Origin of the sequence: Proteus sp. CA142267 (assembly GCF_003336825.1) — a bacterium.
GTDB lineage: Bacteria > Pseudomonadota > Gammaproteobacteria > Enterobacterales > Enterobacteriaceae > Proteus > Proteus terrae.
The window spans coordinates 104,145-130,779 of sequence record NZ_QPMG01000009.1 but is presented as its reverse complement, the minus strand read 5'-3'; the positions used below and the strand labels follow the sequence as shown (position 1 = coordinate 130,779).

At 38.3% G+C, this 26,635-nt stretch carries 21 protein-coding genes and 1 tRNA gene; 13 read left to right on the top strand and 9 right to left on the bottom strand.

Features of this window, described 5'->3' with window-relative positions; translation table 11 throughout:
* Positions 1–118 precede the first annotated feature (118 nt).
* Positions 119–1,726 (bottom strand): dipeptide ABC transporter periplasmic-binding protein DppA, encoded by a 1,608-nt coding sequence (dppA, locus tag C0T34_RS14570; RefSeq protein ID WP_098941693.1) that lies wholly within the window; start codon positions 1,724–1,726, stop codon positions 119–121.
* A gap of 859 nt (positions 1,727–2,585) precedes the next feature.
* Positions 2,586–2,662, bottom strand: a tRNA-Pro gene (locus C0T34_RS14565).
* A 298-nt stretch (positions 2,663–2,960) separates the two neighbouring features.
* Between C0T34_RS14565 and C0T34_RS14560 the strand changes: the two genes are divergently transcribed.
* Positions 2,961–3,266, top strand: a complete 306-nt coding sequence (locus C0T34_RS14560; RefSeq protein WP_098941692.1) for a DUF5339 family protein — start codon at positions 2,961–2,963, stop codon at positions 3,264–3,266.
* Positions 3,267–3,328: 62 nt separating this feature from the next.
* Here C0T34_RS14560 and C0T34_RS14555 read toward each other — a convergent pair whose 3' ends face one another.
* Positions 3,329–3,664 (bottom strand): YceK/YidQ family lipoprotein, encoded by a 336-nt coding sequence (locus tag C0T34_RS14555; protein ID WP_098941691.1) that lies wholly within the window; start codon positions 3,662–3,664, stop codon positions 3,329–3,331.
* A 389-nt stretch (positions 3,665–4,053) separates the two neighbouring features.
* On the opposite strand from C0T34_RS14555, the gene C0T34_RS14550 reads away from it, so the two are divergent.
* A complete protein-coding gene (locus C0T34_RS14550) occupies positions 4,054–5,712 on the top strand; it encodes a putative transporter (RefSeq protein ID WP_098941690.1) in 1,659 nt (552 codons plus the stop codon).
* 265 nt (positions 5,713–5,977) lie between these two features.
* Here the strand turns inward: C0T34_RS14550 and C0T34_RS14545 are convergent, their stop codons facing one another.
* A complete protein-coding gene (locus C0T34_RS14545; RefSeq protein ID WP_109850376.1) occupies positions 5,978–7,237 on the bottom strand; it encodes a valine--pyruvate transaminase in 1,260 nt (419 codons plus the stop codon).
* Positions 7,238–7,407: 170 nt separating this feature from the next.
* Positions 7,408–7,992 (bottom strand): DNA-3-methyladenine glycosylase I, encoded by a 585-nt coding sequence (locus C0T34_RS14540; RefSeq protein ID WP_109850375.1) that lies wholly within the window; start codon positions 7,990–7,992, stop codon positions 7,408–7,410.
* Positions 7,993–8,230: 238 nt separating this feature from the next.
* On the opposite strand from C0T34_RS14540, the gene glyQ reads away from it, so the two are divergent.
* Positions 8,231–9,136 carry a glycine--tRNA ligase subunit alpha gene (gene glyQ / locus C0T34_RS14535; RefSeq protein ID WP_004246832.1) on the top strand — a complete coding sequence of 302 codons (906 nt, stop codon included), beginning with the start codon at positions 8,231–8,233 and terminating at the stop codon, positions 9,134–9,136.
* A gap of 9 nt (positions 9,137–9,145) precedes the next feature.
* A complete protein-coding gene (glyS, locus tag C0T34_RS14530) occupies positions 9,146–11,218 on the top strand; it encodes a glycine--tRNA ligase subunit beta (RefSeq protein WP_098941687.1) in 2,073 nt (690 codons plus the stop codon).
* Positions 11,219–11,273: 55 nt separating this feature from the next.
* Here the strand turns inward: glyS and C0T34_RS14525 are convergent, their stop codons facing one another.
* The 3 genes from C0T34_RS14525 to C0T34_RS14515 form a co-directional block, all read right to left on the bottom strand.
* Positions 11,274–11,714 carry a hypothetical protein gene (locus tag C0T34_RS14525; protein ID WP_098941686.1) on the bottom strand — a complete coding sequence of 147 codons (441 nt, stop codon included), beginning with the start codon at positions 11,712–11,714 and terminating at the stop codon, positions 11,274–11,276.
* Positions 11,704–12,591 (bottom strand): endonuclease, encoded by an 888-nt coding sequence (locus tag C0T34_RS14520; protein ID WP_109850374.1) that lies wholly within the window; start codon positions 12,589–12,591, stop codon positions 11,704–11,706. The genes C0T34_RS14525 and C0T34_RS14520 overlap by 11 nt, the downstream gene beginning before the upstream one ends.
* 217 nt (positions 12,592–12,808) lie before the next feature.
* Positions 12,809–14,095 (bottom strand): DUF3748 domain-containing protein, encoded by a 1,287-nt coding sequence (locus C0T34_RS14515; RefSeq protein WP_098941684.1) that lies wholly within the window; start codon positions 14,093–14,095, stop codon positions 12,809–12,811.
* A gap of 136 nt (positions 14,096–14,231) precedes the next feature.
* Here C0T34_RS14515 and C0T34_RS14510 point away from each other — a divergent pair, with 136 nt between their 5' ends.
* The 6 genes from C0T34_RS14510 to recG all read left to right on the top strand — a co-directional run bounded on the left by C0T34_RS14510 (position 14,232) and on the right by recG (position 21,081).
* Positions 14,232–14,849, top strand: a complete 618-nt coding sequence (locus tag C0T34_RS14510) for a trimeric intracellular cation channel family protein (RefSeq protein WP_088494339.1) — start codon at positions 14,232–14,234, stop codon at positions 14,847–14,849.
* A gap of 305 nt (positions 14,850–15,154) precedes the next feature.
* Positions 15,155–15,778 (top strand): guanylate kinase, encoded by a 624-nt coding sequence (gene gmk / locus C0T34_RS14505; RefSeq protein ID WP_109850373.1) that lies wholly within the window; start codon positions 15,155–15,157, stop codon positions 15,776–15,778.
* A gap of 54 nt (positions 15,779–15,832) precedes the next feature.
* Positions 15,833–16,108, top strand: coding sequence for a DNA-directed RNA polymerase subunit omega (gene rpoZ / locus C0T34_RS14500; protein WP_006534607.1), 276 nt, complete (start codon positions 15,833–15,835; stop codon positions 16,106–16,108).
* 29 nt (positions 16,109–16,137) lie between these two features.
* A complete protein-coding gene (spoT, locus tag C0T34_RS14495) occupies positions 16,138–18,264 on the top strand; it encodes a bifunctional GTP diphosphokinase/guanosine-3',5'-bis pyrophosphate 3'-pyrophosphohydrolase (protein WP_098941683.1) in 2,127 nt (708 codons plus the stop codon).
* 2 nt (positions 18,265–18,266) lie between these two features.
* Positions 18,267–18,989 carry a tRNA (guanosine(18)-2'-O)-methyltransferase TrmH gene (gene trmH / locus C0T34_RS14490; RefSeq protein WP_088494336.1) on the top strand — a complete coding sequence of 241 codons (723 nt, stop codon included), beginning with the start codon at positions 18,267–18,269 and terminating at the stop codon, positions 18,987–18,989.
* 4 nt (positions 18,990–18,993) lie between these two features.
* Positions 18,994–21,081, top strand: a complete 2,088-nt coding sequence (recG, locus tag C0T34_RS14485; protein WP_098941681.1) for an ATP-dependent DNA helicase RecG — start codon at positions 18,994–18,996, stop codon at positions 21,079–21,081.
* 162 nt (positions 21,082–21,243) lie between these two features.
* Here the strand turns inward: recG and gltS are convergent, their stop codons facing one another.
* Positions 21,244–22,461, bottom strand: coding sequence for a sodium/glutamate symporter (gene gltS / locus C0T34_RS14480; RefSeq protein ID WP_098941680.1), 1,218 nt, complete (start codon positions 22,459–22,461; stop codon positions 21,244–21,246).
* Between the two features lie 241 nt (positions 22,462–22,702).
* On the opposite strand from gltS, the gene C0T34_RS14475 reads away from it, so the two are divergent.
* The 3 genes from C0T34_RS14475 (at position 22,703) to C0T34_RS14465 (ending at position 26,559) form a co-directional block, all read left to right on the top strand.
* A complete protein-coding gene (locus C0T34_RS14475) occupies positions 22,703–24,094 on the top strand; it encodes a uracil-xanthine permease family protein (protein ID WP_098941679.1) in 1,392 nt (463 codons plus the stop codon).
* 154 nt (positions 24,095–24,248) lie between these two features.
* Positions 24,249–24,782, top strand: coding sequence for a hypothetical protein (locus tag C0T34_RS14470; protein ID WP_109850372.1), 534 nt, complete (start codon positions 24,249–24,251; stop codon positions 24,780–24,782).
* Between the two features lie 100 nt (positions 24,783–24,882).
* A complete protein-coding gene (locus C0T34_RS14465) occupies positions 24,883–26,559 on the top strand; it encodes an AsmA family protein (RefSeq protein WP_098941677.1) in 1,677 nt (558 codons plus the stop codon).
* Positions 26,560–26,635 lie beyond the last annotated feature (76 nt).

Here is a 26,635-nt window from a genome sequence, read left to right as displayed (position 1 = left end):
TCAGGGGAAAGTCCCCTGCGCCCACAGTGTACTGAATGTATTCGTTATTATTGAATAGCGGTGCCTTTCATAAAGAAAGACACCGTATTTAAGGCAATCCAACGATTAGGTATTGCTATTATTTAAGAGAGACATTCTCGAAGTGATGTTTACCTAATGGATCGACTACGTAGTTTTCTACTTTTTTACTCACTGGCTCATAAACGGTTGAGTGAGCAATAATCAGTGCAGGTGCTTGATCATGCATAACAACTTGAGCTTGTTTGTAAAGTTCAACACGCTTGTCGTGATCGGCTGCGACTCGAGCTGGTTGGATCAGATCTTCAAATGGCTTATAGCACCATTTTGAATAGTTCGATCCTTGCTCTTTTGCCGCACAACTAAATAGCGTAGCGAAGAAGTTATCTGGATCCCCATTATCCCCCGTCCAACCCATCATCACTGCTTGGTGTTCACCGGATTTAGCACGTTTGAGATATTCGCCCCACTCATAACTTACAATCTTGGTTTTAACACCAATTTTTTCCCAATCCGCTTGTACCATTTCAGCCATACGGCGGGCATTTGGATTGTAAGGGCGCTGTACTGGCATTGCCCATAAATCGATAGTAAAGCCATCTGCAAGACCCGCTTCTTTTAGCAGTGCTTTGGCTTTTTCCGGGTTATATTCGTAATCAACGATATCATCGTTATAACCCCACATTGTAGGAGGGATGAGGTTTTTCGCTTTCTGACCTGCGCCTTGATAAACAGCTTCAATAATGGCGTCTTTATTCACCGCCATACTTAATGCCTGGCGAACCTTTTGGTTATCCAGTGGTTTTTTCTCAACATTAAAAGAGATATAACCTACGTTTAATCCTGGTTGTTCTAATAGGTTGATATCGCTATTTTGTTTCATCTTCGCAATATCAGCAGGATTTGGGAAAGGCATTGCCTGACACTCACCTTTTTGCAGTTTTGCATATCGTACAGAGGCATCAGGTGTAATAGAGAAGACTAAACGGTCAATATTTGGTTTTTTACCCCAATATTGGTCATTAGCTTTATAAAGAATACGAGAGTCTTTTTGATATTGCTGTAATTGGAAAGGCCCTGTACCAATAGGATCTAAGTCCACTTTTTCAGGTGTACCTGCTTTCATCATATTATCCGCATATTCAGCAGATAATATAGAAGCAAAGTCCATTGCCATATCAGCAATAAAAGGGGCTTCTGAACGCGTTAAAACAAAACGAACGGTATGATCATCAACTTTCTCGATTTTCTCGATCATGTTGTTCATATCCATTCCTGAGAAGTATTCATAACTTCCACCAGACACTTTATGGTAAGGATGTTTTGGATCCATTTGACGCATAAACGTATACATCACGTCATCCGCATTAAATTCACGTGTTGGCTTAAAGGTTTTACTACTATGCCAATTCACGCCTTTACGTAAATGGAAGGTATACACTTTGCCATCATCGCTCACATCCCAGCTTTCAGCTAAGCCTGGAATGATTTCTGTTGTACCCAGTTTAAATTCAACTAAACGGTCATAGATAGGTACTGAACTTGCGTCATAGGTTGTTCCAGAGGTAAATAACTGAGGGTTAAATCCTTCAGGTGAGCCTTCAGAGCAATACACCAATGTTTTTGCCTGCACACCAGCAGAAACAGCTAATGCGAGCAATCCAATTGTTGCGGTCAAAATTCCTGTCTGTTTTTTGGAGCTTTTCATCATTACTCTCCGAAATTGTTCTGTTGTGTTTTGGTTTCCTGTTTAAAAACGGAATACCTTTTTATTTTGTCATTGTTCAATTAACCAACTGTATTCCCTTACGTCAATAAGGTGTTAGAAGGTAAAAAGAACAAGTTATAAACACAAATGAAACGAATATCGAACAAATTCAGAATAAAAAAATAAGTCTGTGACTAATATCTAGTCAATAAAACCACACATTAAGAAATCCTTAAGTGAAATGACTATTTTAAAAAAAGCTATAATTTGTGATTAACCGCTTAAATATTGAACGAATATTTTGAAATGAAACAAAGAACTTGGTGCTTTATTCTGTTATGGAAGAAAAATAGTCACCTTGCTAGAGGATCTCTGATTTTAGTTTTAATCAGGCAATAGAGTGAAAAATATCAATTTTTAGCTCTTAGCAAATCACTTAACTAGATAAGACCATGAAATTCAGTCTGTTATTAATGATTTTAATTCTTTCATAGTGAAAAATTTATATTATTTAAGCATTATCAGAAGTTCTATCGTCCATAAAAGTGGCGTTGGAAGAAAATTTACAGACTTCTTTAGGTTGTTTATTAAAAAATTTCTAAAATAATTTAATGCCTAAACGACTTTATGGGCCAGCTAAATCCACTGCATTTTCAGCCAATATTTATCTTGACTTGGAAAATATTTCCACGGTTCTCTGTTTCTGAGTTGCATGGGAGTTTGGAATGTGTGGGAGAGATGAGATAAAAGTAAGATGATCGAGAGAAAACACCTTTTATGGTGAAATCAAAAATAAGAATGAGGTATTTGGGTAAGGCTAAAACGACAGAACCCCGCTTTAAAAGCGGGGTTCTTAATATGGTCGGCGAGAGAGGATTCGAACCTCCGACCCACTGGTCCCAAACCAGTTGCGCTACCAGGCTGCGCTACTCGCCGAAAACGAGGTGCATCTTACTGCCAGAAACTCACTCCGTCAATACTTTTTTAGTATCGCCTGACTGTTCGTATGGTTTTCAACCAAAACGGTTGATTTTTAACTTTTTTATCATAAAAAGAGGCGAATTTTAGCGTTATTGTAACACGCTTACCTGCCTATCTTCGTTTTACTATGGCTTTCTTTACGTTACCCATAAAACATGAAAAAAAATAACAAATTTATTCTCAATTATTATCGTCTAATTAGTGTGCTTTTTATATAATTCCCTTATGTCAAATAAGGTGGGTAGTTTAGAGAATGAAACAATGTTGGTGGGGTGTCGCATTACTTTTATTATCAACCACACTTCCAGCTCAAGCATCTACAGCTCATGCTTGCCGAGTGTACTTTAAAGAAGCGGATAGATTTATTCAGTACATTTCTCAAAGAGAAGATCTAAAACATAATATGCCGGAGATTAAGGCTAACTTCGAGCAAAGCAAAAAGCAGATAATGACAGCACCTCTGGCAGAACAAAAAGCAATATGTGATAAGGAAATGCAAGAACTTAATAGTTTGAATAAAATGTTTGGACCTAAAGAAGAAACGGTACTAAATAAATAATCAAATAAACAGATAATGACTAAATATAATTACTTATTCATTATTTAGTCATTAATTTGATATTAATTCTTATTTTCATGATTATTATTCGCAGTTGTACTTTCCAATCTTTTTATGCGTTCTTTAGGGGAATTATCACTTTTATCATTACCCTGAGTATAATAATCGTAAGGTAATAATAAAGTATCTAATACGGCACTAAAAGGGAGATCGAGAATAACCAATGGTTTCATTGCCCATCCGGTTTCATCATCTTTTAGCATTGTCATGTTATTCTTTGTTCCTGAATAAAGTTCTTTATTCGGGCCTGCATGGGTCATAACACTTGAGCAACCTGTCAGTAATGTCGTCAAAAATGTAACTAATGTTAAATTTTTACTTATCGTTCTGAATATCATAGGGCACCTATAAAACGAGATCCGTAGTCAACGCTTTTTATCATATAGTTAAACCTGTTTTCTCTTATAGAACAAGAGAAAGATGATATAAAAAAGCTTAATTTTTTGTCATTAAATAAATAAATCTAACGTGAGAATATTTCACTTTATCTAATTAAAAAAAGAATAATAATATTATTAATTATTATGTTTCGATGATATTAAAATTCAACCTTCATTATTTTAAATAAACACTTTAACTCTATATTTATCTTTCTTGTTTTTTTGATCTCTATATATGTTGAATCTGTGCGATAAGACACAGCGACTTTCATGATTCTTTGCCAAAATAGGTTTATCGTTTTAGCTCAAATTTTCTCATTTTTATTTTTGGGTACAGGATCTTTTTTATGAGTGATATTGCATTAACAATGGTGATGTTGTCATTAGCAGGCGCTCTAGGTCTTTGGATTGGCAATATCAAAATCTATCGAGTCAGCCTAGGAATAGGTGGCGTTCTTTTTGGTGGAATTATTATTGGTCATTTTGCTCAACACTATAATTTTTCACTTAATGCACAAACTCTTCATTTTATTCAAGAATTTGGACTTATTCTTTTCGTTTATACCATTGGTATCCAAGTCGGCCCCGGTTTTTTCTCCTCATTGCGTGTTTCAGGCTTAAAACTAAACGCCTTCGCCATCTTAATTATTCTTCTGGGCTCAGTCATAACTGCTTCTATTTATCGTCTATTTGACGTTCCTTTACCTATCATTTTGGGTATTTTTTCTGGTGCTGTTACCAACACCCCTTCTTTAGGTGCTGGGCAACAAATTCTGACTGATCTGCATGTTGATCCGACTTCTGTGGGGCAAATGGGAATGGGCTATGCCATGGCTTATCCTATGGGTATCTGTGGCATTCTGCTAGTAATGTGGCTTATTCGTGTGTTCTTTAAAATCAACATTGATGAAGAAGCAAAAGCTTTTAGTAACCAACAACATAGTACTAAAGATGCACTACATACCATTAATATTGCGATTAAAAACCCCAATTTAGATGGCTTATTAATGCAAGATATCCCTCTGCTCAATGAAGATGCCATCGTCTGCTCCCGCTTAAAGCGTGGAGATAACATTATGGTACCTATGCCTTCAACGATTATTCAGTTGGGAGATTTACTGCATATTGTAGGTTCAAAAGAAGATCTCAATAAAGTACGTCTAGTACTTGGTGAAGAGGTCGATGCTTCACTTTCAACATCAACAAATTTACTTCAATCAGTACGAGTCGTCGTAACGAATGATTCTGTGCTCAGTAAACGTTTAAAAGATCTGGATCTTAAAAGAAAATACGATGTTGTAGTGACTCGATTGAACCGCGCGGGTATCGAACTTATTCCGAGCAATAATAGTATGTTGCAATTCGGGGATATTCTTAATGTTGTTGGACGCCCTGAGTCTATTGAAGCCATTACAGTCCTGTTAGGTAACGCTCGTCAGAAATTAGAACAAGTCCAAATGCTTCCTGTTTTTATTGGTATCGGCTTAGGGGTTTTACTTGGCTCTATTCCTATTTTTATTCCCGGTATTCCTGTGGCACTTAAATTAGGTTTAGCTGGTGGTCCTCTTGTTGTTGCCTTAATTTTAGGACGTATTGGTACATTTGGTAAGCTCTATTGGTTTATGCCTCCAAGTGCAAACTTGGCATTGCGAGAGTTGGGCATTGTCATGTTTCTTGCTGTGGTAGGGTTAAACTCTGGCGGTGAATTTGTCGAAACCTTAATTTATGGTCAAGGCTTGAGTTGGATTGGTTATGGTATTTTGATTACATTATTACCGTTATTGATTGTCGGTGTGATTGCCAGAGTCTTCTTTAAGCTTAATTATTTAAGCCTCTGCGGAATGTTGGCAGGTTCAATGACCGATCCCCCTGCATTAGCCTTCGCAAACTCAATTCATAGCTCAAGTGGGGCTGCTGCGCTTTCCTATGCCACTGTTTACCCTTTAGCAATGTTTTTACGCATCATAACACCACAATTAATGGCACTTATTATATGGACTTTGTAGTAAAAATAATAAATATATTAAATAGTTGAACCAAATTTGTTATCAAAATCCACATTTGGCTTAGCAGAGGGACAATTAAGGCAATGAATGGCTCCTATTTAAGCCATAGATTTTATAAATGTCTGTTTTAATAGTTCTCGTGCTAAGAAATTTAGATTGAGACGGATTGCTAAATTTTTAGTAATCAATTTCTTTCCGTCAAACTTATGCTCAAAAGTCCTCGTTATTGTCTTTGCCCCTTCTTCTCGCTGAAGGGGCATTTTTATTAGATATTCACTGGCTGATAGATGTTCTCGATTTCTTCAGCCAGAATTTTTATTCCTTTCTCAATCAATTCAGGCTCAGGTACGTAATTCATCCGCATACATTGATGAGCGTGATCCCATGAATCTTCTAATCCCGGAAAGAAGTAATGTCCCGGCACCATTAATACACCCCGTTTTTTCAAACGACGATAAAGCTCTTCACAAGAAACAGGTAAATCTTTAAACCAAAGCCATAAAAAGATCGCACCTTCCGGCTTATGAATAAGACAACGTTCCTCAGGTAAGTAGCGGCGGATAATATTAATAGTTTCAAGTACTCGTTGATGATAGAAAGGCCCTATCACATCTTGAGATAACCGCATTAAATCATCGCGTTTTAGCATTTCTAATGCCATTGCGGGTCCAATTCCACCTGGTGCAAGACTAATAATGCCGTTAACATTTGTAATGGCTGAAATCAGCTCTTCATTGGCGATAATAATGCCACAACGTGCACCCGGTAAGCCTAACTTGGACAGGCTCATACAAAGGATAGTGTGGTCATTCCAACAAGGTGTTGCTTGAGTGAAAATAATACCCGGAAAAGGCACGCCATAAGCGTTATCTATAATCAGAGGGATATTGTGCCGTTTAGCTAAAGCTTCTAGCTTTTCAACTTCATCATCAGTAATTACATTACCCGTTGGATTGGTGGGTCTAGAAACACAAATTGCGGCAATGTCATCACCAATTTCAAGATGAGCAAAATCGACATGATATTTAAATTGCCCATTCGGCAACATTTCTATTGTTGGTTTATTCGCAACAAACAGATCTTCTTCTAATCCAGAATCAGTATAACCAATATATTCAGGGGCAATTGGGAAAAGAATTTTACGTTTCTTCCCATCTTTGGTTGTGCCACCTAATAAATTAAATAGATAGAAAAAAGCACTTTGGCTACCATTAGTTAGTGCAATATTTTTTGCCGAAATATTCCAGCCTAGCTTCTGCTTTAAACATGCAGCCAACGCTTGTAACATGGCATCTTTGCCTTGCGGGCCATCATAGTTACAAACCGCATCACTTAATGAGCCATTTTCGGTCATTTCTTTAAGTAATTGGCGAAAATAGTTATCCATTTCAGGAATATGAGCAGGATTCCCGCCCCCTAGCATCACAGCACCGGGTGTACGTATTCCTTCATTTAAGTCTTGCATCAAGCGAGCAATGCCTGAGTGCTGAGCAAACTTTTGCCCAAATTGTGATAGTTGAGTCATCTTTGCAGGTATCTTCTATGTTGCTTTCTCGTTAAGAAATACCATACCGCGAGCTTTAACCTGCATCAATAGTTATAATCGAAATGGTAGAATAGTAATATTAATATGATTTTAAATATTGAAATATAAAACCAACAATTATCTAGATTAAAGATAACTCAACTCATATTTTACTTTTTATTGGCGTTTTCACGCTCTTCTTGGCGGCAAAAACAAGAGAGAATATGGTCATCAACCATACCAACAGCTTGCATAAAAGCGTAGCAAGTTGTTGTACCAACAAATTTAAAACCTTTTTTCTTCAACGTTTTTGCCATTTTATCTGAGATTTCAGTAGACGCGGGCACTTGGGAAATATTGTTCCATTGATTAATAATGGGTTTATTATCAACAAATTGCCAAATAAACTGACTAAAATCTTCGCCTTTTTCTTCCATTGCCATAAAAATACGGGCATTATTAATAATAGCGTTAATTTTTCCTTGATGACGAATAATTGCGGGATCTTGCAATAAAGCTTCAACATCTTTATCTGTCATTTTGGCAATTTTTTCGGGTGAAAAATTAAAAAAACAGCGACGATAACCTTCTCTTTTCTTAAGTACGGTATACCAAGATAACCCAGCTTGTTGACCTTCAAGACAAATCATTTCAAAAAGCTTGTATTTATCTCGTTCAGGCTTACCCCATTCATCATCATGATATGCCAAATATTCAGGATCATTAGTTACCCAATCGCAACGCTGTTTATTCATTTTCTCATTCCTTGTTACCAATAACTTGTAATAGCACCATTTTATATACTGTATGAATATACATGTAAATAGGTGAAAAAAAATTCAATCTAATTCTTTGAGCATAGTCATAAAGTCAATTAAGGGATTATTTTTTTGATCGAGGGAAAATTGCCCGCATTCCTTGCTGTATATCTTTCGTCTAGAAGGTATACTGAAACCTTTCTTTTTATTCTATGTATCGCCATGCGGATATAACATGCAAAAGTTTGATACCAAAACCTTTCAAGGTCTTATCCTGACACTACAGGATTACTGGGCTCGCCAGGGCTGTACCATTGTCCAACCATTAGATATGGAAGTGGGTGCAGGTACATCACACCCAATGACTTGTTTACGTGCATTAGGCCCAGAGCCTATCGCTGCGGCTTATGTACAGCCTTCTCGTCGTCCAACAGACGGACGTTACGGTGAAAACCCTAACCGTTTACAGCACTATTACCAATTCCAAGTTATCATTAAGCCATCACCTGATAATATTCAGGAACTTTATCTTGGCTCATTAAGAGAATTAGGTTTAGACCCAACAATTCATGATATTCGTTTTGTGGAAGATAACTGGGAAAACCCAACTTTAGGTGCTTGGGGCTTAGGCTGGGAAGTTTGGCTCAACGGCATGGAAGTGACGCAGTTTACCTATTTCCAACAAGTAGGTGGATTAGAGTGCAAACCTGTTACAGGTGAAATCACTTACGGCTTAGAACGTCTTGCCATGTATATTCAAGGTGTTGATAGCGTTTATGACTTAGTTTGGTGTGATGGCCCATTAGGTAAAACCACCTATGGCGATATCTATCATCAAAACGAAGTTGAGCAATCAACCTATAACTTTGAATACGCCGACGTAGACTTCCTATTCTCTTGCTTTGAGCAATATGAAAAAGAAGCTCGTGAGTTGTTAGAGTTAGAAAAACCTCTGCCTTTACCTGCCTATGAACGTATTTTAAAAGCAGGACACACCTTTAACTTATTGGATGCACGTAAAGCTATTTCTGTGACAGAGCGCCAGCGTTATATTTTACGTATCCGTACTTTAACCAAAGCGGTTGCTGAAGCATATTATGCTTCTCGAGAAGCGCTTGGTTTCCCTATGTGTAAAAAGTAAGAGGCTATCATGACAACTGAGACTTTCCTCGTGGAAATCGGCACAGAAGAATTACCGCCGAAAGCGCTTCGTTCTTTAGCCGAATCTTTTGCTGCTAATTTTACTGCTGAACTGGATAACGCAAATATCACTCATGGTGATGTATCTTGGTTTGCAGCTCCTCGCCGTTTAGCTATTAAAGTAGCTAATATGGCGAAATCACAAGCAGATAGAACCATTGAAAAACGTGGTCCTGCGATTGCTCAAGCATTTGACGCTGACGGTAAACCGACAAAAGCGGCTGAAGGTTGGGCAAGAGGTAATGGTATTACGGTTGACCAAGCAGAACGCTTATCAACAGATAAAGGCGAATGGTTATTTTATCGTGCAGAAGTAAAAGGTGAAGCTGTTAGCCAATTACTGATTGGCATGGTAAGCAATGCATTATCAAAATTACCAATTCCAAAATTAATGCGCTGGGGTGATAAAGAAACACACTTTGTACGCCCTGTTCATACCGTCACCTTATTATTAGGCGATACCGTTATTGATGGTGAAATTTTAGGTATCCAAAGCGATCGCGTTATTCGTGGTCACCGCTTTATGGGTGAAGCTGAATTCTCTATTGATAATGCAGATCAGTATCCTGAAATTCTTTATGAGCGCGGAAAAGTTATTGCTGATTACGAAACGCGTAAATCAATTATTCTTCATGATGCTCGTCTTGCTGCTGAAAAACTTGGCGGTATCGCAGATTTAAGCGATAGCTTAGTCGAAGAAGTCACTTCATTGGTTGAATGGCCAGTTGTGTTAACAGCAAAATTTGAGGAAACATTCCTTGAAGTTCCTGCTGAAGCGCTAGTTTATACAATGAAAGGTGACCAAAAATATTTCCCTGTTTATGACAAGCAAGGCAAATTATTACCTAACTTTATTTTCGTCACTAATATTGAATCTTCTGATCCACAACAGATCATTAGCGGTAACGAAAAAGTAGTACGTCCTCGTTTAGCGGATGCTGAGTTCTTCTTCAAAACTGACCGTAAACAACGTTTAGAAGATAACTTACCACGCCTTGAAACCGTATTATTCCAGAAAGATTTAGGTACACTGCGTGATAAAACAGACCGTATTCAAGCATTAGCAGGCTTTATTGCTGGCAAAATGGGTGCTGATGTTAATAAAGCAACCCGTGCAGGTTTACTGTCAAAATGTGACTTAATGACCAATATGGTGTTCGAATTCACAGATACCCAAGGTGTTATGGGTATGCATTATGCGCGTCATGATGGTGAAGCCGAAGAAGTCGCGGTTGCATTGAAAGAACAATATCAGCCTCGTTTCGCGGGTGATGAATTACCTTCTAATCCTGTTGCTAGCGCCCTCGCTATTGCAGAGAAGATGGATACACTTGCGGGTATTTTCGGTATTGGTCAACATCCTAAAGGGGATAAAGACCCATTTGCTCTACGTCGTGCATCACTGGGTGTTTTACGTATTATCGTTGAGCAAGATTTACCGTTAGATATTGAAGAGCTGACACAAGAAGCGGTTCGCCTCTACGGTGACAAACTGACTAATAAAAATGTGGTCAGTGATGTGGTTGAGTTTATGTTAGGTCGTTTCCGTTCTTGGTATCAAGAACTGGGTTACAACATTGATACTATTCAAGCTGTATTAGCACGTCGCCCAACACAGCCTGCTGACTTCAATGCTCGCGTTAAAGCAGTAACTTACTTCCGCACATTAGACGAAGCCTCTGCATTAGCAGAAGCCAATAAACGTGTTTCTAACATCTTAGCAAAATCCGCTGATGTAAAACTGAATGACGCCGTTTTAGCTTCCGTCTTAAAAGCCCCAGAAGAAGTTCAACTAGCGGCTAATCTTTCTGTATTACAAGATAAATTGGCACCATTATTTGCAGAGCGCAAATACCAAGAAGCATTAGTTGAACTTGCCTCATTACGTGATGTGGTCAATAACTTCTTTGATAAAGTCATGGTAATGGATGAAGACGAAGCTGTTCGTATCAACCGTTTAACCATGCTAAGTCAATTGCGTGAACTGTTCTTAAAAGTCGCGGATATTTCTGTTTTACAATAAGTTGTAAACTACAGAAAACAGAAACCGGCATTGTGAAAGCAATGCCGGCTTTTTATCAAATATCATTATTTTTACTTAAATTATCTTTTAGAGGATGATGAACAAGTTCCATAATTCTTATCGATTCTCTATCAATAATATTCACAATAATATGCAGTAAATCATCAATATCCTCTGCATAAAAAGATTCAATCTCCGTTTCTATTTCAATAGGAAAACCATTTATTTTACTAAAACTATAACCAAATAATATAAACCCAGACTTATCACTTACATTTACTTTATCAACATAAATAAGCCTTTCGCTATTAATAAACTTAGGGCAGTAATGATGATTATCTTTAAATAATACTTTAATTTTATTATTAGTGATCACTTCTAGTTTTTCGATAACTATACTTATTTTATTCTCTATTTTATTTTTTATATCAATAATAGAGGATGCTCTATCCAATGAAGCCTTTATCTTTTCAAAAAATTTATTTTCATCGTTCATGCGAAACCCTACAAAATATTGGATAATGATCAAATTTTTTAAAGAAAATATCATCAAGGCAGTGATTTGAATCATTTAGTATCCGATAGAAATCAAGCTGTTCGAGGTCTAACTTAAAACAATCTTCTTTTCCATATAAAAATGATGAAGAAAAAATCGTTTGGTCAAAAACATACCATCGATTTATTGATGCCGAATTATAATAATACGTGCCTAAGTTATTCGTTTTCTTATCCGACAAAAGATACCAAAATGGATTAAATAATAGTTCTCTTTTCTTTTTTATGATGTGATAGTCTCTTGTTGCATATAATGTATTAATCATCACATCAGAATAAGGCTCAGTGTTATAATCACCCATACAAATAACTTGGGTATCTTTTCCTTTATTTTCAAATAGTTTATCAATACTATTCCTCAACTCTTGGGCCGCTATACGCCTAGTTTTTTCATCAGCACTTAGTACAGATGGCCAGTGTGATAAAAAGAATGTGATCATTTTTTGATTTTCAAGATCTTTAAATGAAACACTGACACCCACTCTTATTGTTCTATTATCTGGTTGAAGTTTAGTTAAAAACTTACTTGAGATAAATGCTAATTTATTTATATTATACATTATAGAAATATCAATAAGTATACGGCCTATCTTTCCTGATAAATCGATATACTCCATATTTAATTCGCAAGCTAATTGTTTGAAATCTAGGTTTTCCTTTTTAGAAACCTCACAAAGTGCAACTATATCAAGCGTTCTTTTTTTTATCATTTCTCTAAGATATTTTTTTGCTAATCCAATATCTTCTATATCTATTTTCTTACTTGACCTTATTGGTGGAGATAATCCCATATTCCACCAGCATAAATTTAATTCCATTTTTATATATCATTCCATTAATAATAAATTATTTTTTAATATTACTAGTTATTATCTCACTAAAGTTTAGTAATTTAGCACAATAAATAAAAATAGAAAAAGCAATAAAACAAATCAAAATAAAAAAATATTTTAATTCATATTTAAACTATTAATTTTTTATTAAATAAAAAGGCATCTTATTATTTAAGATACCTTATTTATATACGATAAAAATTTACAATCCAGTCTCTACGGTAAATATTTGGCGATAACCATCAACATCACGCATAAATGCAATATATTGGTCATTTGGAGAGAATACGACTGCATCACTACTTGGTGCCTGTGCTGTTTTTTCTGTTAATCGAGTTAACTCACTCGTTTTCACATTACATAGCATCACGCTGTTATCACAAATAAAGGTGAGATATTGTCCATTACTATTCCACGTAAAGGCTGACTGAATATTCCAATCCTGCGCAGTGATTTGTTTTATCTCTTTCGTACTTGGCGATACGGTATATAACTGCACAATACCATTATCATCTTTCATTAAGAAAGCGATCGCATCTCCTTGCGGGGAACTTCTTAACCAGTGACGAGGCTGATTTAAAACACCAGCATATTTTCTATTTGCTGTATTTGTTAGGCGAACTTGATGAATGCCTTTAGCCACTGCTGGCATTGTTGTATCAGTTCCTGCCAAAGGTTTATCACCTTCAACACTGAAATCCTGATTATCATCAGGTAAATCCACTAGGAAAATATCAGCAACTTTATCGCCATTTTCACTCACGGTATCGCCGATAAATGCAATAGCCCAACGTTGCTGTGAACCGTCAGTCTTTATATAACCTTGAGTACCAACCCAACACTCTTCATAAGCTTTATTAATTTCGTCGCTTCCCTTTTGTGGATGAGCAACAGTTTGGCTTACTACAGTGCAAAAATATTCACCGTCATATTCACGAGGGTGTTTTTTAGCGACATTAACCGCTTTTAGTGGCACCGCAACAGCCACATTACGTTGATCATATTCGCCACCAAGTTCATGCATAATATGATCATTGTAGGTAAAGCTTAAACGCGTACCGTCAGGACTAAAAACGTGAACATGTGTACCGCCACGTAATGCACCGGCTTGATAAGGTGATGTCAACGAACAAGCGTCAATATTAAACGCACGGTTATTATCTGACTCATCAACAATCACCCCTCGACGATGATGAAAGTCATAATGCCATTCATTATCTGGGTTTTCTGGCCCATGAATAAAGGCGTAACGCACGGGCTCTGTTGGGCTTACTGTCGCAACCCCTGCATGTGCCCCTTGTGTTGCTGTGTAAATGATCTGTTGCTGTTTTGTTTTCGCATGAATTTTTTCTATGGTTAGACCTGTAAAAGATCCCCCATTGGGACGTACATCATAGACTAACCACTGGCTATCTGGCGTCCAAACATTTATATTAGTTAGCTGATGATGACGGCTATCAAACGTAATCTGGTGTTCCTGAAAAGACATATTTATCCTTATCGGGAAATAAATTTCCACATTATAAAAACTAATTAATTTTACCTGGCACTAAAAAAATTCAGTCGAGACTTTTTCGCAAGGTAATTATTCTACCCTCACTAAATAGTCAGAAAATTAGAAAATCATGTTACTTAGTGTTCTCTATATTATTGGTATTACTGCAGAAGCCATGACTGGTGCGCTTGCTGCTGGTCGTCGTAAAATGGATGTTTTTGGCGTTATTATTATCGCCTCTGCCACTGCCATTGGTGGTGGCTCTGTCAGAGACATTCTACTCGGCCATTACCCATTAGGTTGGGTAAAACACCCGGAATATATCGTCACTGTTGCATGTGCTGCTGTTATCACTATGTGGGTTGCTCCCATGATGAAACACCTTCAGCGACTCTTTCTTATCTTAGATGCCATTGGTCTAATGGTTTTCTCTATTATCGGTGCGCAAATCGCACTCGATATGGACTATGGCCCAATTATTGCTGCTATTGCTGCGGTGATTACGGGTGCTTTTGGTGGTGTATTAAGAGATATGCTTTGTAATACCATTCCTTTGGTTTTCCAAAAAGAAATTTATGCCGGTATCGCTTTTGGTGCTGCGTGGCTTTATATGGGATTACTATTTTATACACCGTTACCAAGAGACGTCATTATCATCATTACCCTAATTGCAGGGTTAACCGCTCGACTACTCGCTATTCGTTATAAATTGGGCTTACCTGTCTTTAATTACGAGAATCAAGATTAACGAATCGCTGTTTTAACGACAGCGGTTCTTTTTGATTCTGTGGGGTATCTCAAAATATAATCTCTTTTCGCTATTGTGATAAAAGGTAATTCCTATCACTGAGCCATTAATTATATGTTAATATTGACATAGTTTAATTTTTCTCTTGTTTCTATATTCAGAAAATAGAATGTAATAAGAAAAAAATGGCCCTGTATTAAACATGGGCACTGTATGTCATTCATTGTATGTGTATACTATATGGGGGATTTGCTCCCTAAACATGTATTTATACTTAATTCTCCAGTCAAATTCAGAAAGTCATCATGATCCAAGGAACACTTTATATTGTTTCCGCTCCAAGCGGTGCGGGTAAATCAAGTCTTATTCAAGCGCTGTTAAAGACACAGCCTTTATATGACACTCAGGTTTCTGTCTCTCATACAACCCGCCCAATGCGACCGGGAGAGAACCATGGTGAACATTACTTCTTTGTTACTGAAGAAGAATTTAAAAGCATGATAGACAGCGGGGATTTCCTCGAACATGCTTGTGTTTTTGGTAACTATTACGGAACATCCGGCAAAGTTATCAAAGAAATCTTAGCCAGTGGTGTAGATGTCTTTTTAGATATCGACTGGCAAGGCGCACAGCAGGTGCGTAAAGCGATGCCTGAAGCTCGCAGTATTTTTATTCTGCCACCGTCAAAAGAAGAGCTTTACCGCCGACTTCGTGGACGTGGGCAAGATAGCGAAGAAGTGATTACAAAACGTATGTCGCAAGCTGTATCGGAAATGGAACATTTTGATGAGTATGATTATTTGCTGATTAATGATGATTTCAATACTGCGCTTGCTGATTTACAATCAATTATTCGTTCAGAAAAATTACGCCTTGATCGTCAAACGCTACGACATGGTGATTTAATCAGCAAATTATTGGCAGACTGAGTTAACTTTCAGTATTATGCCCAGTCATTTCGTTAATGGTGGAGTAACACAAATATGGCACGCGTAACCGTTCAAGACGCTGTAGAGAAAATTGGTAACCGTTTTGACCTCGTTCTGGTCGCAGCACGTCGTGCGCGTCAGTTACAAGTTGGCGCTAAAGATCCTTTAGTTCCAGAAGAAAATGATAAAATGACTGTTGTCGCGCTACGTGAAATTGAAGAAGGCCTGATTAACGGTAAAATTCTTGATGCTCGTGAACGCCAAGAGCAGCAAGAGCAAGAAGCAGCAGAATTACAAGCTGTTTCAGCGATTGCGGAAGGCCGTCGTTAATCGTTTTATAAAATAGGGGTAGGTCTGCCTTGTACCTGTTTGAAAGCCTGAATCAAATCGTTCAAAAATACTTGCCATCGGAGCAAGTTGAACAACTTAAAAAAGCCTTTATCGTCGCCCGAAATGCCCACGAGGGACAAACTCGTTCAAGTGGTGAGCCTTATATTACTCACCCTGTTGCGGTTGCGTGTATCCTCGCAGATATGCGATTAGACCAGCAAACGCTGATGGCGGCGCTGTTGCATGATGTTATCGAAGATACACCTGCAACCTTCCAAGATATCGAAAGCCTCTTTGGTAGTACGGTAGCCGATCTTGTTGAAGGGGTGTCTAAACTTGATAAATTGAAGTTTAGAGATAAAAAAGAGGCTCAGGCTGAAAACTTCCGTAAGATGATTATGGCGATGGTAAAAGATATCCGCGTCATTTTGATCAAACTGGCAGACCGAACTCACAATATGCGCACACTGGGATCATTACGCCCAGATAAACGTCGCCGTATTGCTCGCGAAACACTCGAAATTTACAGTCCTCTCGCACACCGTTTAGGTATACATCATATCAAAACAGAGCTTGAAGAGCTGGGTTTCGAGGCGCTACATCCTAATCGCTATCGTGTAATCAAAGAAGTCGTTAAAGCAGCTCGGGGCAACCGTAAAGAGATGATTAATAAAATCCTCTCTGAAATTGAGGGACGCCTGACAGAAGCACATATCGAATGCAAAGTTAACGGTCGTGAAAAACACCTTTACTCTATCTATCGGAAAATGTTGTTAAAAGAGCAACGTTTTCACTCAATTATGGATATTTACGCCTTTCGCGTGATCGTGAAAGAAGTCGATACCTGTTATCGCGTTTTAGGTCAAATGCACAGCCTTTATAAACCGCGTCCTGGTCGAGTTAAAGACTATATTGCAATTCCAAAAGCCAACGGCTATCAATCTCTTCATACTTCACTTATTGGCCCTCATGGGGTGCCTGTTGAGGTGCAAATTCGTACTGAAGATATGGATCAAATGGCAGAAATGGGGGTTGCTGCACATTGGGCTTATAAAGAGCAAGGTGAGCAACCAGGCACAACAGCACAAGTTAGAGCTCAACGCTGGATGCAAAGTTTACTTGAATTGCAGCAAAGTGCAGGTAGCTCATTTGAATTTATTGAGAACGTAAAATCAGATCTCTTTCCTGATGAAATCTACGTTTTCACGCCAGAAGGTCGCATTGTTGAATTGCCAACAGGTGCTACTCCTGTCGATTTTGCTTATGCTGTACACACTGATATCGGTCATGCCTGTGTGGGTGCAAGGGTTGATAGACAACCTTACCCACTTTCACAATCGCTACGCACCGGACAAACGGTTGAAATTATTACCGCTCCAGGTGCAAGACCCAATGCGGCTTGGCTAAACTTTGTCGTCAGTTCAAGAGCTCGCTCTAAAATCCGACAACTGCTGAAAAACTTAAAACGTGAAGACTCTATTAATTTAGGTCGTCGTTTACTCAATCACGCATTAGGTGAGCACAAGCTTGCTGATATTTCAGCTGAAAATATTGAGCGCGAGTTGAAGCGTATGAAACTTCATTCAATCGACGACTTAATGGCTGAAATTGGTTTAGGTAATACCATGAGCGTTGTTGTTGCACGTAATTTATTGATTGATAGTCAAAATCAAGATGAAAACGCACAAACAGAAACAACCAATAATGAAACACCTAAACTCCCAATTAAAGGCGCTGATGGCGTATTAATCTCCTTCGCTAAATGTTGCCGCCCTATTCCGGGTGATCCTATCGTTGCACATATTAGCCCAGGTAAAGGTTTGGTTATTCACCATGAATCTTGTCGTAATATTCGTGGTTACCAAAAAGAGCCTGAAAAATTCATGCCTGTCGAGTGGGATAAAGAGATCAACAGCGATTTCATTACTGAAATTAAAGTCGATATGATCAACCACCAAGGCGCTTTAGCAAACTTAACCGCAGCTATTAACGATGCTAACTCAAGTATTCAAAGCATGAATACAGAAGAGAAAGATGGTCGCGTGTATTGTGCTTTTATTCGCTTAACTGCGAAAGACAGAATTCAATTAGCCAATATCATGCGTAAACTTCGCATCATGCCAGACGTTCTGCGCGTTAGCCGTAATAAAAACTAGTCATGAATTCAATTCGATATGCCCGCATCTGCCAAATGATGGCGATGCGGCAACCTGATCTTACCGTTTGCCTTGAAGAAGTGCATAAATCCCATAATGTTGCAGCCGTTATAAGAACGGCTGATGCTGTGGGCATTCCTAAAATTCATGCTATTTGGCCTGAAGAAAAAATGCGGATGTTAGTTTCCCCCGCAGCAGGAAGTAATAGCTGGGTCAATGTAGAAACTCATCCTACTATCACAGAAGCAGTTAACGCCTTTCGTGCCCAAGGTATGCAAGTTCTTGCGACTCACCTCTCAGATAAAGCGGTTGATTTTCGTGAGATTGATTACACTCGCCCAACTTGTATTATTATGGGACAAGAAAAAACGGGTATCTCACAAGATGCTATCGCGCTTGCAGATCAAGATATTATTGTACCAATGATGGGAATGGTACAATCCCTGAATGTTTCTGTCGCCAGTGCACTAATTTTATATGAAGCACAACGCCAACGTCAGGCTGCGGGTATGTATAATCGAACGGAGAGCACCTTAACAGAAGAAGAACAACAAATTCTTCTCTTTGAAGGCGGATATCCGGTATTGGCAGAAGTTTCTCGTCGTAAAGGACTGCCTCGCCCTTATATTAATGGCAGCGGTGAAATTGAAGCACCGGAGTCATGGTGGGCGGAAATGCAAATGACACAAAAACAACTTAGGAAATTAAAAAAGACGGAGTATTGATCCCATGAAAGGAAAACTGCTTGATGCAATCCCCTTAACCACTCTTCACGGCGTAGGTGCAAGTCAGGCAGACAAGCTGGCAAAAATAGGGCTTGTGACTATTGAGGATTTGTTACTCCACCTTCCTTTGCGTTATGAAGATCAAACGCACCTTTATGCTATCAGTGATCTCCTTCCCGGTATTCCTGCCACTGTTTCTGGCGAAATCTTAAGAACTGAAGTCAGTTTTGGTCGGCGTAAAATGATGACCTGCCAAATTTCTGACGGCTCTGGAATTTTAACACTTCGCTTTTTTAACTTTACAGCGGCGATGAAAAATAACCTTGCTCAAGGTAAACAGGTCACAGCTTATGGCGAAGTTAAACGAGGAAGTCGGGGCCCTGAAATTATTCACCCTGAATATAAAATCAAAGTTGCAGGCTCTGAAGTTAAACTGCAAGAAACACTCACTCCCATCTATTCAACGACAGAAGGCTTACGCCAAACATCATTACGTAAATTAATAGAACAAGCATTAGAATTACTTGATACCTGCGCTATTAACGAATTATTACCTGAGCAATTTATTCACGGTTTACCCCCATTAGCCACAGCATTACGTACACTGCATAATCCGCCTCCTGATATCGCTTTTGCTGAACTTGAGAAAGGACAGCATCCTGCGCAAAAAAGGCTAATTATTGAAGAATTGCTGGCTCACAATCTAGGTATGCTCAATGCAAGAGCTGGTGCACAATCTTATCGTGCAGAGCCATTGTTTATGCCAAATACATCAACGTTACGTCAGCAATTTCTCGCCTCTCTCCCCTTTACCCCGACTAATGCACAACAACGTGTCGTCAATGAGATAGAAACAGATTTAGAAAAAGACTATCCAATGATGCGATTGATCCAAGGAGATGTAGGCTCAGGTAAAACGCTAGTTGCCGCATTAAGTGCGTTACGTGCTATTGCTAATGGTAAGCAAGTGGCTTTAATGGCACCAACAGAATTGTTAGCAGAGCAACATGCATTAACCTTTAGAAAATGGTTTGAGCCTTTTGGTATCCAAGTAGGTTGGCTAGCAGGAAAACAGAAAGGGAAAGCCCGCGAAACACAGCAAAATGCCATTGCAAATGGTGAAGTATCGATCATTATTGGAACACATGCGATTTTCCAAGAACAAGTTAAATTTCACTCTCTAGCCTTAGTGATTATTGATGAACAACACCGTTTTGGTGTGCATCAACGCCTTGCCTTATGGAAAAAAGGTGAAGAACAAGGCTTTCACCCTCATCAATTGGTGATGACAGCAACGCCTATCCCACGAACATTAGCGATGACCGCTTATGCTGATATGGACACCTCTATCATCGATGAATTACCGCCGGGGCGTACACCTGTTACTACTGTCGCTATCCCTGATACTCGCCGTAATGACATTATTGAACGCATCAGACTAGCTTGCACAGAAGAAAACCGACAAGCCTATTGGGTATGCACCTTAATTGAAGATTCTGAAGTACTTGAAGCGCAAGCAGCCCAAGTTATCTATGATGAACTTATAATAGCACTCCCTGAAATTAAAGTAGGATTGGTACATGGGCGAATGAAGCCCGCAGAGAAACAAGCTGTAATGGCGGCATTTAAAGAAAATGAGCTCCAACTTTTAGTTGCAACAACAGTGATTGAAGTTGGCGTTGATGTACCTAATGCAAGTTTGATGATCATTGATAACCCAGAACGGCTAGGGCTAGCACAATTACACCAATTACGTGGACGTGTAGGTCGAGGTGCTATCGCCTCTCATTGTGTCTTATTGTATAAAACGCCACTCACTCAAACAGCACGTTTGCGATTGCAGGTATTAAGGGATAGCAATGATGGTTTTGTCATTGCACAAAAAGATCTCGAAATTCGTGGCCCCGGTGAGCTTTTAGGTACTAAACAAACAGGTAATGCACAATTTAAGGTCGCTGATTTATTACGTGACCAAGGACTTGTTCCTGAAGTACAACGCATCGCGCGTTACCTACATCAGCACTATCCTAAGCATTCTCAAGCCTTAATCGAACGCTGGCTACCTGCCAAGACACAATATAGCCAAGCTTAAGATTGCTCAGTTGCATGGCTTAGCGTGCGTTTAAACTCACTTTAAGTTGATTTCGAAATATTAATACGTTAAGTACTCCACAGAAAAACACCTCAATGTCGATATTCAACATTGAGGTGCTCTTTAACGTTTTTGACGCTATTTTAATTTATAGTAGCCAAACTACCCTGCAACTATAGGCGTAAAAAACGGTAGCATCAGATACAGTTTAATCACTATTGCATTCACAATATCAATGAAGAATGCACCGACCATAGGTACAACTAAGAACGCAAGATGAGACGGTCCAAAACGGTCTGTTACAGCTTGCATATTCGCAATCGCAGTTGGTGTAGCACCTAAACCAAAACCACAGTGACCTGCTGCTAAAATCGCAGCATCGTAGTTTTTACCCATGACACGGAAAGTCACAAAAATTGCATACAGTGCCATTACACCAGCTTGAACACCAAGGATAACCAGCATTGGGATCGCCAGTGACGCAAGCTCCCATAATTTCAAGCTCATTAATGCCATTGCTAAGAATAACGATAAACTCACGTTACCTAAGACTGATACCGCTCTATCAAAAACTCGGTAGAATCCAAGCATTGAAAGACTATTACTTAAAATAACACCAATAAACAGAACACACACAAAGGTCGGTAGTGAGAATGCCGTACCTTCTAGCAGTTGAGAAAGGAACGTACCTGCCATTAAACAGATAGAGATCATCGCAATAGTTTCTAATAAAACCATTGAAGTGATCATTCGGCCTGTTGTCGGCTTCTCAAACGCAGTTGGCATTTCATGGTCGTCGGCGCCTAATCCCGGCGTTGGGATATTTTTAATTAAGTAGCGAGCTACAGGACCACCAATCAAACCACCTAAAACTAAACCAAAAGTAGCACAAGCCATCGCTACTTCAGACGCGCTCATAAAACCATAGTTTTCGACAAAGGTTTTACCCCAAGCCGCACCTGTACCATGACCACCCGATAATGTAATCGAGCCAGCCAGTAATCCCATTAATGGATCAAGGCCTAACATTTTTGCTAATGCAATACCGACTGTGTTTTGTACTAACAACAATCCAACAACAACAAAGATGAAAATAAAAAGCGCTTTTCCTCCCGCTTTTAAACTCGCGAGGTTTGCGTTTAAACCAATTGTTGCAAAGAAGGCCAGCATTAATGGATCTTTAAGTGAGAGATCAAAACTCACTTCCCAGTCCATAAAAGATTTGAATGCTAATAGAAGAACTGCAACAAGTAGCCCACCTGCAACAGGTTCCGGGATCGTATATCGTTCTAAAAAAGGAACAGATTTCACTAACTTACGCCCGATCAAGAGAACCAAAGTGGCCGCAACCAGCGTGCCATAAACATCAAGATGATACATTTATGTACCCCGTCTTATTTGTTAATTTTATATAAAAATACTACGACGCTAAGTTCATCCATAAACAACGCCAAAAGCAGGTATCCCCGATTAGAAAAAAAAATGGAGACAAACACAAGTTAAAACATATAAAAATGTGAGCACCTCTTATGCATTTTGATAACATCATTTTTACGCAAACGATTGCTTTTGTGGCGTAGATCATTAAAATACCGTTTTTGTCGAATAAGAAATTCACACCATGGTTACTTCAGAAAATCAAAATTTGCCTAAAAATAGTGACGTTTCAATTAAAAAAAATAGCGAACTTCTTTTTGCTTTAGAAGAGAAACCGCCATTACCACAAACACTTTTTGCTGCTTGCCAGCATCTTTTAGCTATGTTTGTCGCGGTTATTACACCCGCGATCCTCATTTGCCAAGCATTAGGATTACCTGCACACGATACCCAACGCATTATCAGCATGTCTTTATTTGCATCAGGCATTGCCTCTCTTATTCAAATTCGAGCTTGGGGACCGATAGGTTCAGGATTGTTATCAATTCAAGGAACAAGCTTTAACTTTGTTGCTCCACTCATTATGGGGGGATTAGCACTTAAAAATGGTGGTGCAGATATTCCGACAATGATGGCAGCCCTTTTTGGTACTCTAATGGTTGCCTCATTAACCGAGATCATTCTTTCTCGTGTACTTCACTTGGCAAGACGTATCATTACACCGTTAGTTTCAGGTGTCGTGGTGATGATAATCGGCCTCTCTTTAATTCAAGTTGGATTAACCTCTATTGGTGGTGGTTATGCAGCCATCGAGAATAATACCTTTGGTTCACCACAAAACTTGTTATTAGCAGGCTCTGTTCTTATCGTTATTATTTTACTTAATCGACAAAAAAATCCTTACTTACGAGTAGCTTCTTTAGTTATTGCAATGGCTGTGGGTTATGTTCTTGCTTGGGCTTTAGATATGTTACCCACACCCGCAGAACATCAAGAAACACCGCTGATGACGATCCCTGAGCCATTTTATTATGGCCTATCATTTGATTGGCATTTACTTATTCCTTTAATGCTGGTGTTTATGATCACTTCGCTAGAAACCATTGGTGATATCACGGCAACTTCTGATGTTTCAGAGCAGCCCGTTAGTGGTCCTTTGTATATGAAGCGCATTAAAGGGGGCGTATTAGCTAATGGAATTAACTCCATGGTTTCAGCATTTTTCAACACCTTCCCAAACTCTTGTTTTGGCCAAAATAATGGTGTGATCCAATTAACGGGTGTTGCTAGTCGCTACGTAGGTTATGTTGTTGCAGCAATGCTTGTTATCTTGGGTTTATTTCCATTCGTTGCTGAATTTGTACAAAGAATTCCTGAGCCAGTATTAGGCGGAGCCACATTAGTGATGTTTGGTACGATAGCTGCGTCTGGCGTACGTATTGTTTCTAAAGAAGCATTAAACCGCCGAGCCATCATGATCCTTGCTATTTCACTGGCGGTAGGGTTAGGCGTTTCGCAACAGCCTCAAATATTACAGTTTGCCCCTGATTGGCTAAAAACATTGCTGTCATCAGGTATTGCTGCAGGGGGTTTAACGGCCATTATTTTAAATCTGATTTTCCCACCAGAAAAATAATTATTAATTAGCAATAAACGAGTAAAGCGCTATTTTTTATTATGAAAATAGCGCTTTATTTATCATCTTTAGGCCAATGGTATTTTTATAAAAGTATGATCCTTTGAGTTACGGTAAATCTTTATTTCAATACTGAAAATCAAAGGAAAATAAAATGACTACACCATTGAGCCCAATTAAAAATCCTGCACTCGAATACTTAAAAAGTCATCCATCTACTCAAGATTTTCATATACAAACTGTTGGGCAATTTTTTACTTATCTCAAAGATTCTATTCTTTCATTATTTAATAGTGATCATAAATTTACTTATTTAGGAAATAAGTCTGTTGCTGAATTCAATTTAGAGCATATTAAAAAAGACTTAGGTACGTTTTTAACTAATCCATATCTTATAAGTAAGCCTACAGTAGATGCTCTTAAATATTCATTTAATTACTTACAGAATCAATCTTACATTACTCCTAATCTTCACGATATTTACCGTTCTGAAAGTCTTGAACCTAATGATTTGATTTCTCAGTTAATTAACTACAGTAACAAACTTCATCAGCAAAAATTAAGTACAACAGAAGCACAACATGCTCAGTTGGTTATGAAAATACTAGGGGAAGTAAACAGTCATTTAAAACAATTACCCAATACGGAAAATCTGACATCCAGAATATCTAGCATCCTTAATAACTAAGTGAAATCTCTTTGATTTATCCGATGAATACTTGAGCATCGCCTAGTTTTCAGGCATAACTGTATAATGTTTTGATGGAGTATAAAACAGGAGAAGGGTTATGCGCTGGCTGATGAAAAGTTTGGTATCTCTGATACTTATCGTTATTTTATTTATTATTATAATTTACGCTTTTATTCAAACTCAGTGGGGCGCGCAGAAAACCAGTGAATGGCTGACACAATACACTGACTATGATATTCGCTTCTCAGGTATTGAGCATGATCTTATGCAACCCGAGCAAGTCATTGTTCATGATCTCCTCGTTAATCCTAAACAAGATAAAGCCACTGTATCGGCAAAATCAGCACAAATTCGATTTAATTGGCAATTTTTTACCACGCCTTCTCATCTGCAAAAAATTACATTAGAAAATGGCAATATTGAGTTCGCAGACAAAACACCTTCAATACCCTTAAGTGCCGATATCTTACAATTTAAAAATATGGCACTAAACAGTAAAAAAAATAATTTTTCTTTTGATGCCAAGAAAGTAACAGGTGGTATTACGCCATGGTTCCCAACATCAACCGATTTGATAGGAGCGGGTCATTTCCAATTTTCTATTGCTAATGGCATGATAAATAATAATGAATTCAGTAATTTTATTATCTCTGGGCAATATCAGCCAAATAGTATTCAAATAGAGAGATTAGGTACTCGTCTACTTAATGGCTCACTATCTTTAAGTGGGCAATATCAAGATAATCAATGGAAATTTGATGATGTTTATATGAATGGTTTGCGCTGGCAATCCTCGCAAACCTTTAACGAATTAATTCAGTCTCTCTCTGAATACCCTCATATTAATATAAGATCACTTAATATTGTTGATTTTACTGCTGAAGGAAAACAGTGGGCAGTCAGTGGATTTGATGGGCAATTTTCTCAGTTTAGTTGGGACAACGTGCTTTCATTTACAACTGGTGAATTCAATACAAATGATGTTGTTTTTCAAGATGAACACTTCACTGATCTTATCGCAAAACTCAACCAGCAGAACAATCAACTCAATCTAGATAGCCTCAGCCTACGCTACGAGAAAGGCTTAATTAAGCTTGCTGGTCATTGGAATAAAGACAACAAAACCATCACGATCCAAGACGCCACATTATCGGGTCTTTTATATACGCTACCTGAAAATTGGCTCACTTTTTTAACTAAACCAATAGATGATAAGAGTAATATTCAAAATATCACTATCGAACAGTTATCTATCAATCAATCCATTTTGATTGATATCACGCCAGAATTTCCATTCCAATTCACTAACTTAACAGGGAAATTGCAAAATTTAGTGATTGCAAGAGAAGGTGAATGGGGATTATGGCAAGGCTCAGCGGTATTTAATGCTGATAGTGGTACATTAAATCGTATTGAATTACGTCGCCCTGATTTAAAAATTGTCACTCAACAAGACAACGCTATCGTTGAGCAATATTCAGCATTTATTGGTGATGGCATTGTTCGAGGCTCAGCCGGTTTAGTACAATCTAACCAACAGCGCCAATTTTCACTTATTGCTAATGGACTAAATGTACCTTTATCAATACCTTACACATTAGGTTTCAAAACAACCTACTCTGACGAAGTAGGCCAATTCACACTAAAACTGAAAGGTGATTTACGTTCAAGCCCAGTGGAATCAACACTTAATGGTACATTAACTGGAAGTAAAGGTGAGCAACAAATACTCAACTCAGTGATACAAAATGGCGAAATAATTAATCACCTATAATATTGATCTTTCGCAGGGGCACGGATTGCTCCCTTTATAAAAAGCGTTACAATGCGCTATTGCCTTTTTCTTTATT

What these genes read in the sequence shown, in the direction of transcription:
- dppA (WP_098941693.1), bottom strand. Translation starts at nt 1,726, where the DNA reads ATGAAAAGCTCCAAAAAACAGACAGGAATTTTGACCGCAACAATTGGA.
- C0T34_RS14560 (WP_098941692.1), top strand. Translation starts at nt 2,961, where the DNA reads ATGAAACAATGTTGGTGGGGTGTCGCATTACTTTTATTATCAACCACA.
- C0T34_RS14555 (WP_098941691.1), bottom strand. Translation starts at nt 3,664, where the DNA reads ATGATATTCAGAACGATAAGTAAAAATTTAACATTAGTTACATTTTTG.
- C0T34_RS14550 (WP_098941690.1), top strand. Translation starts at nt 4,054, where the DNA reads ATGAGTGATATTGCATTAACAATGGTGATGTTGTCATTAGCAGGCGCT.
- C0T34_RS14545 (WP_109850376.1), bottom strand. Translation starts at nt 7,237, where the DNA reads ATGACTCAACTATCACAATTTGGGCAAAAGTTTGCTCAGCACTCAGGC.
- C0T34_RS14540 (WP_109850375.1), bottom strand. Translation starts at nt 7,992, where the DNA reads ATGAATAAACAGCGTTGCGATTGGGTAACTAATGATCCTGAATATTTG.
- glyQ (WP_004246832.1), top strand. Translation starts at nt 8,231, where the DNA reads ATGCAAAAGTTTGATACCAAAACCTTTCAAGGTCTTATCCTGACACTA.
- glyS (WP_098941687.1), top strand. Translation starts at nt 9,146, where the DNA reads ATGACAACTGAGACTTTCCTCGTGGAAATCGGCACAGAAGAATTACCG.
- C0T34_RS14525 (WP_098941686.1), bottom strand. Translation starts at nt 11,714, where the DNA reads ATGAACGATGAAAATAAATTTTTTGAAAAGATAAAGGCTTCATTGGAT.
- C0T34_RS14520 (WP_109850374.1), bottom strand. Translation starts at nt 12,591, where the DNA reads ATGGAATTAAATTTATGCTGGTGGAATATGGGATTATCTCCACCAATA.
- C0T34_RS14515 (WP_098941684.1), bottom strand. Translation starts at nt 14,095, where the DNA reads ATGTCTTTTCAGGAACACCAGATTACGTTTGATAGCCGTCATCATCAG.
- C0T34_RS14510 (WP_088494339.1), top strand. Translation starts at nt 14,232, where the DNA reads ATGTTACTTAGTGTTCTCTATATTATTGGTATTACTGCAGAAGCCATG.
- gmk (WP_109850373.1), top strand. Translation starts at nt 15,155, where the DNA reads ATGATCCAAGGAACACTTTATATTGTTTCCGCTCCAAGCGGTGCGGGT.
- rpoZ (WP_006534607.1), top strand. Translation starts at nt 15,833, where the DNA reads ATGGCACGCGTAACCGTTCAAGACGCTGTAGAGAAAATTGGTAACCGT.
- trmH (WP_088494336.1), top strand. Translation starts at nt 18,267, where the DNA reads ATGAATTCAATTCGATATGCCCGCATCTGCCAAATGATGGCGATGCGG.
- recG (WP_098941681.1), top strand. Translation starts at nt 18,994, where the DNA reads ATGAAAGGAAAACTGCTTGATGCAATCCCCTTAACCACTCTTCACGGC.
- gltS (WP_098941680.1), bottom strand. Translation starts at nt 22,461, where the DNA reads ATGTATCATCTTGATGTTTATGGCACGCTGGTTGCGGCCACTTTGGTT.
- C0T34_RS14475 (WP_098941679.1), top strand. Translation starts at nt 22,703, where the DNA reads ATGGTTACTTCAGAAAATCAAAATTTGCCTAAAAATAGTGACGTTTCA.
- C0T34_RS14470 (WP_109850372.1), top strand. Translation starts at nt 24,249, where the DNA reads ATGACTACACCATTGAGCCCAATTAAAAATCCTGCACTCGAATACTTA.
- C0T34_RS14465 (WP_098941677.1), top strand. Translation starts at nt 24,883, where the DNA reads ATGCGCTGGCTGATGAAAAGTTTGGTATCTCTGATACTTATCGTTATT.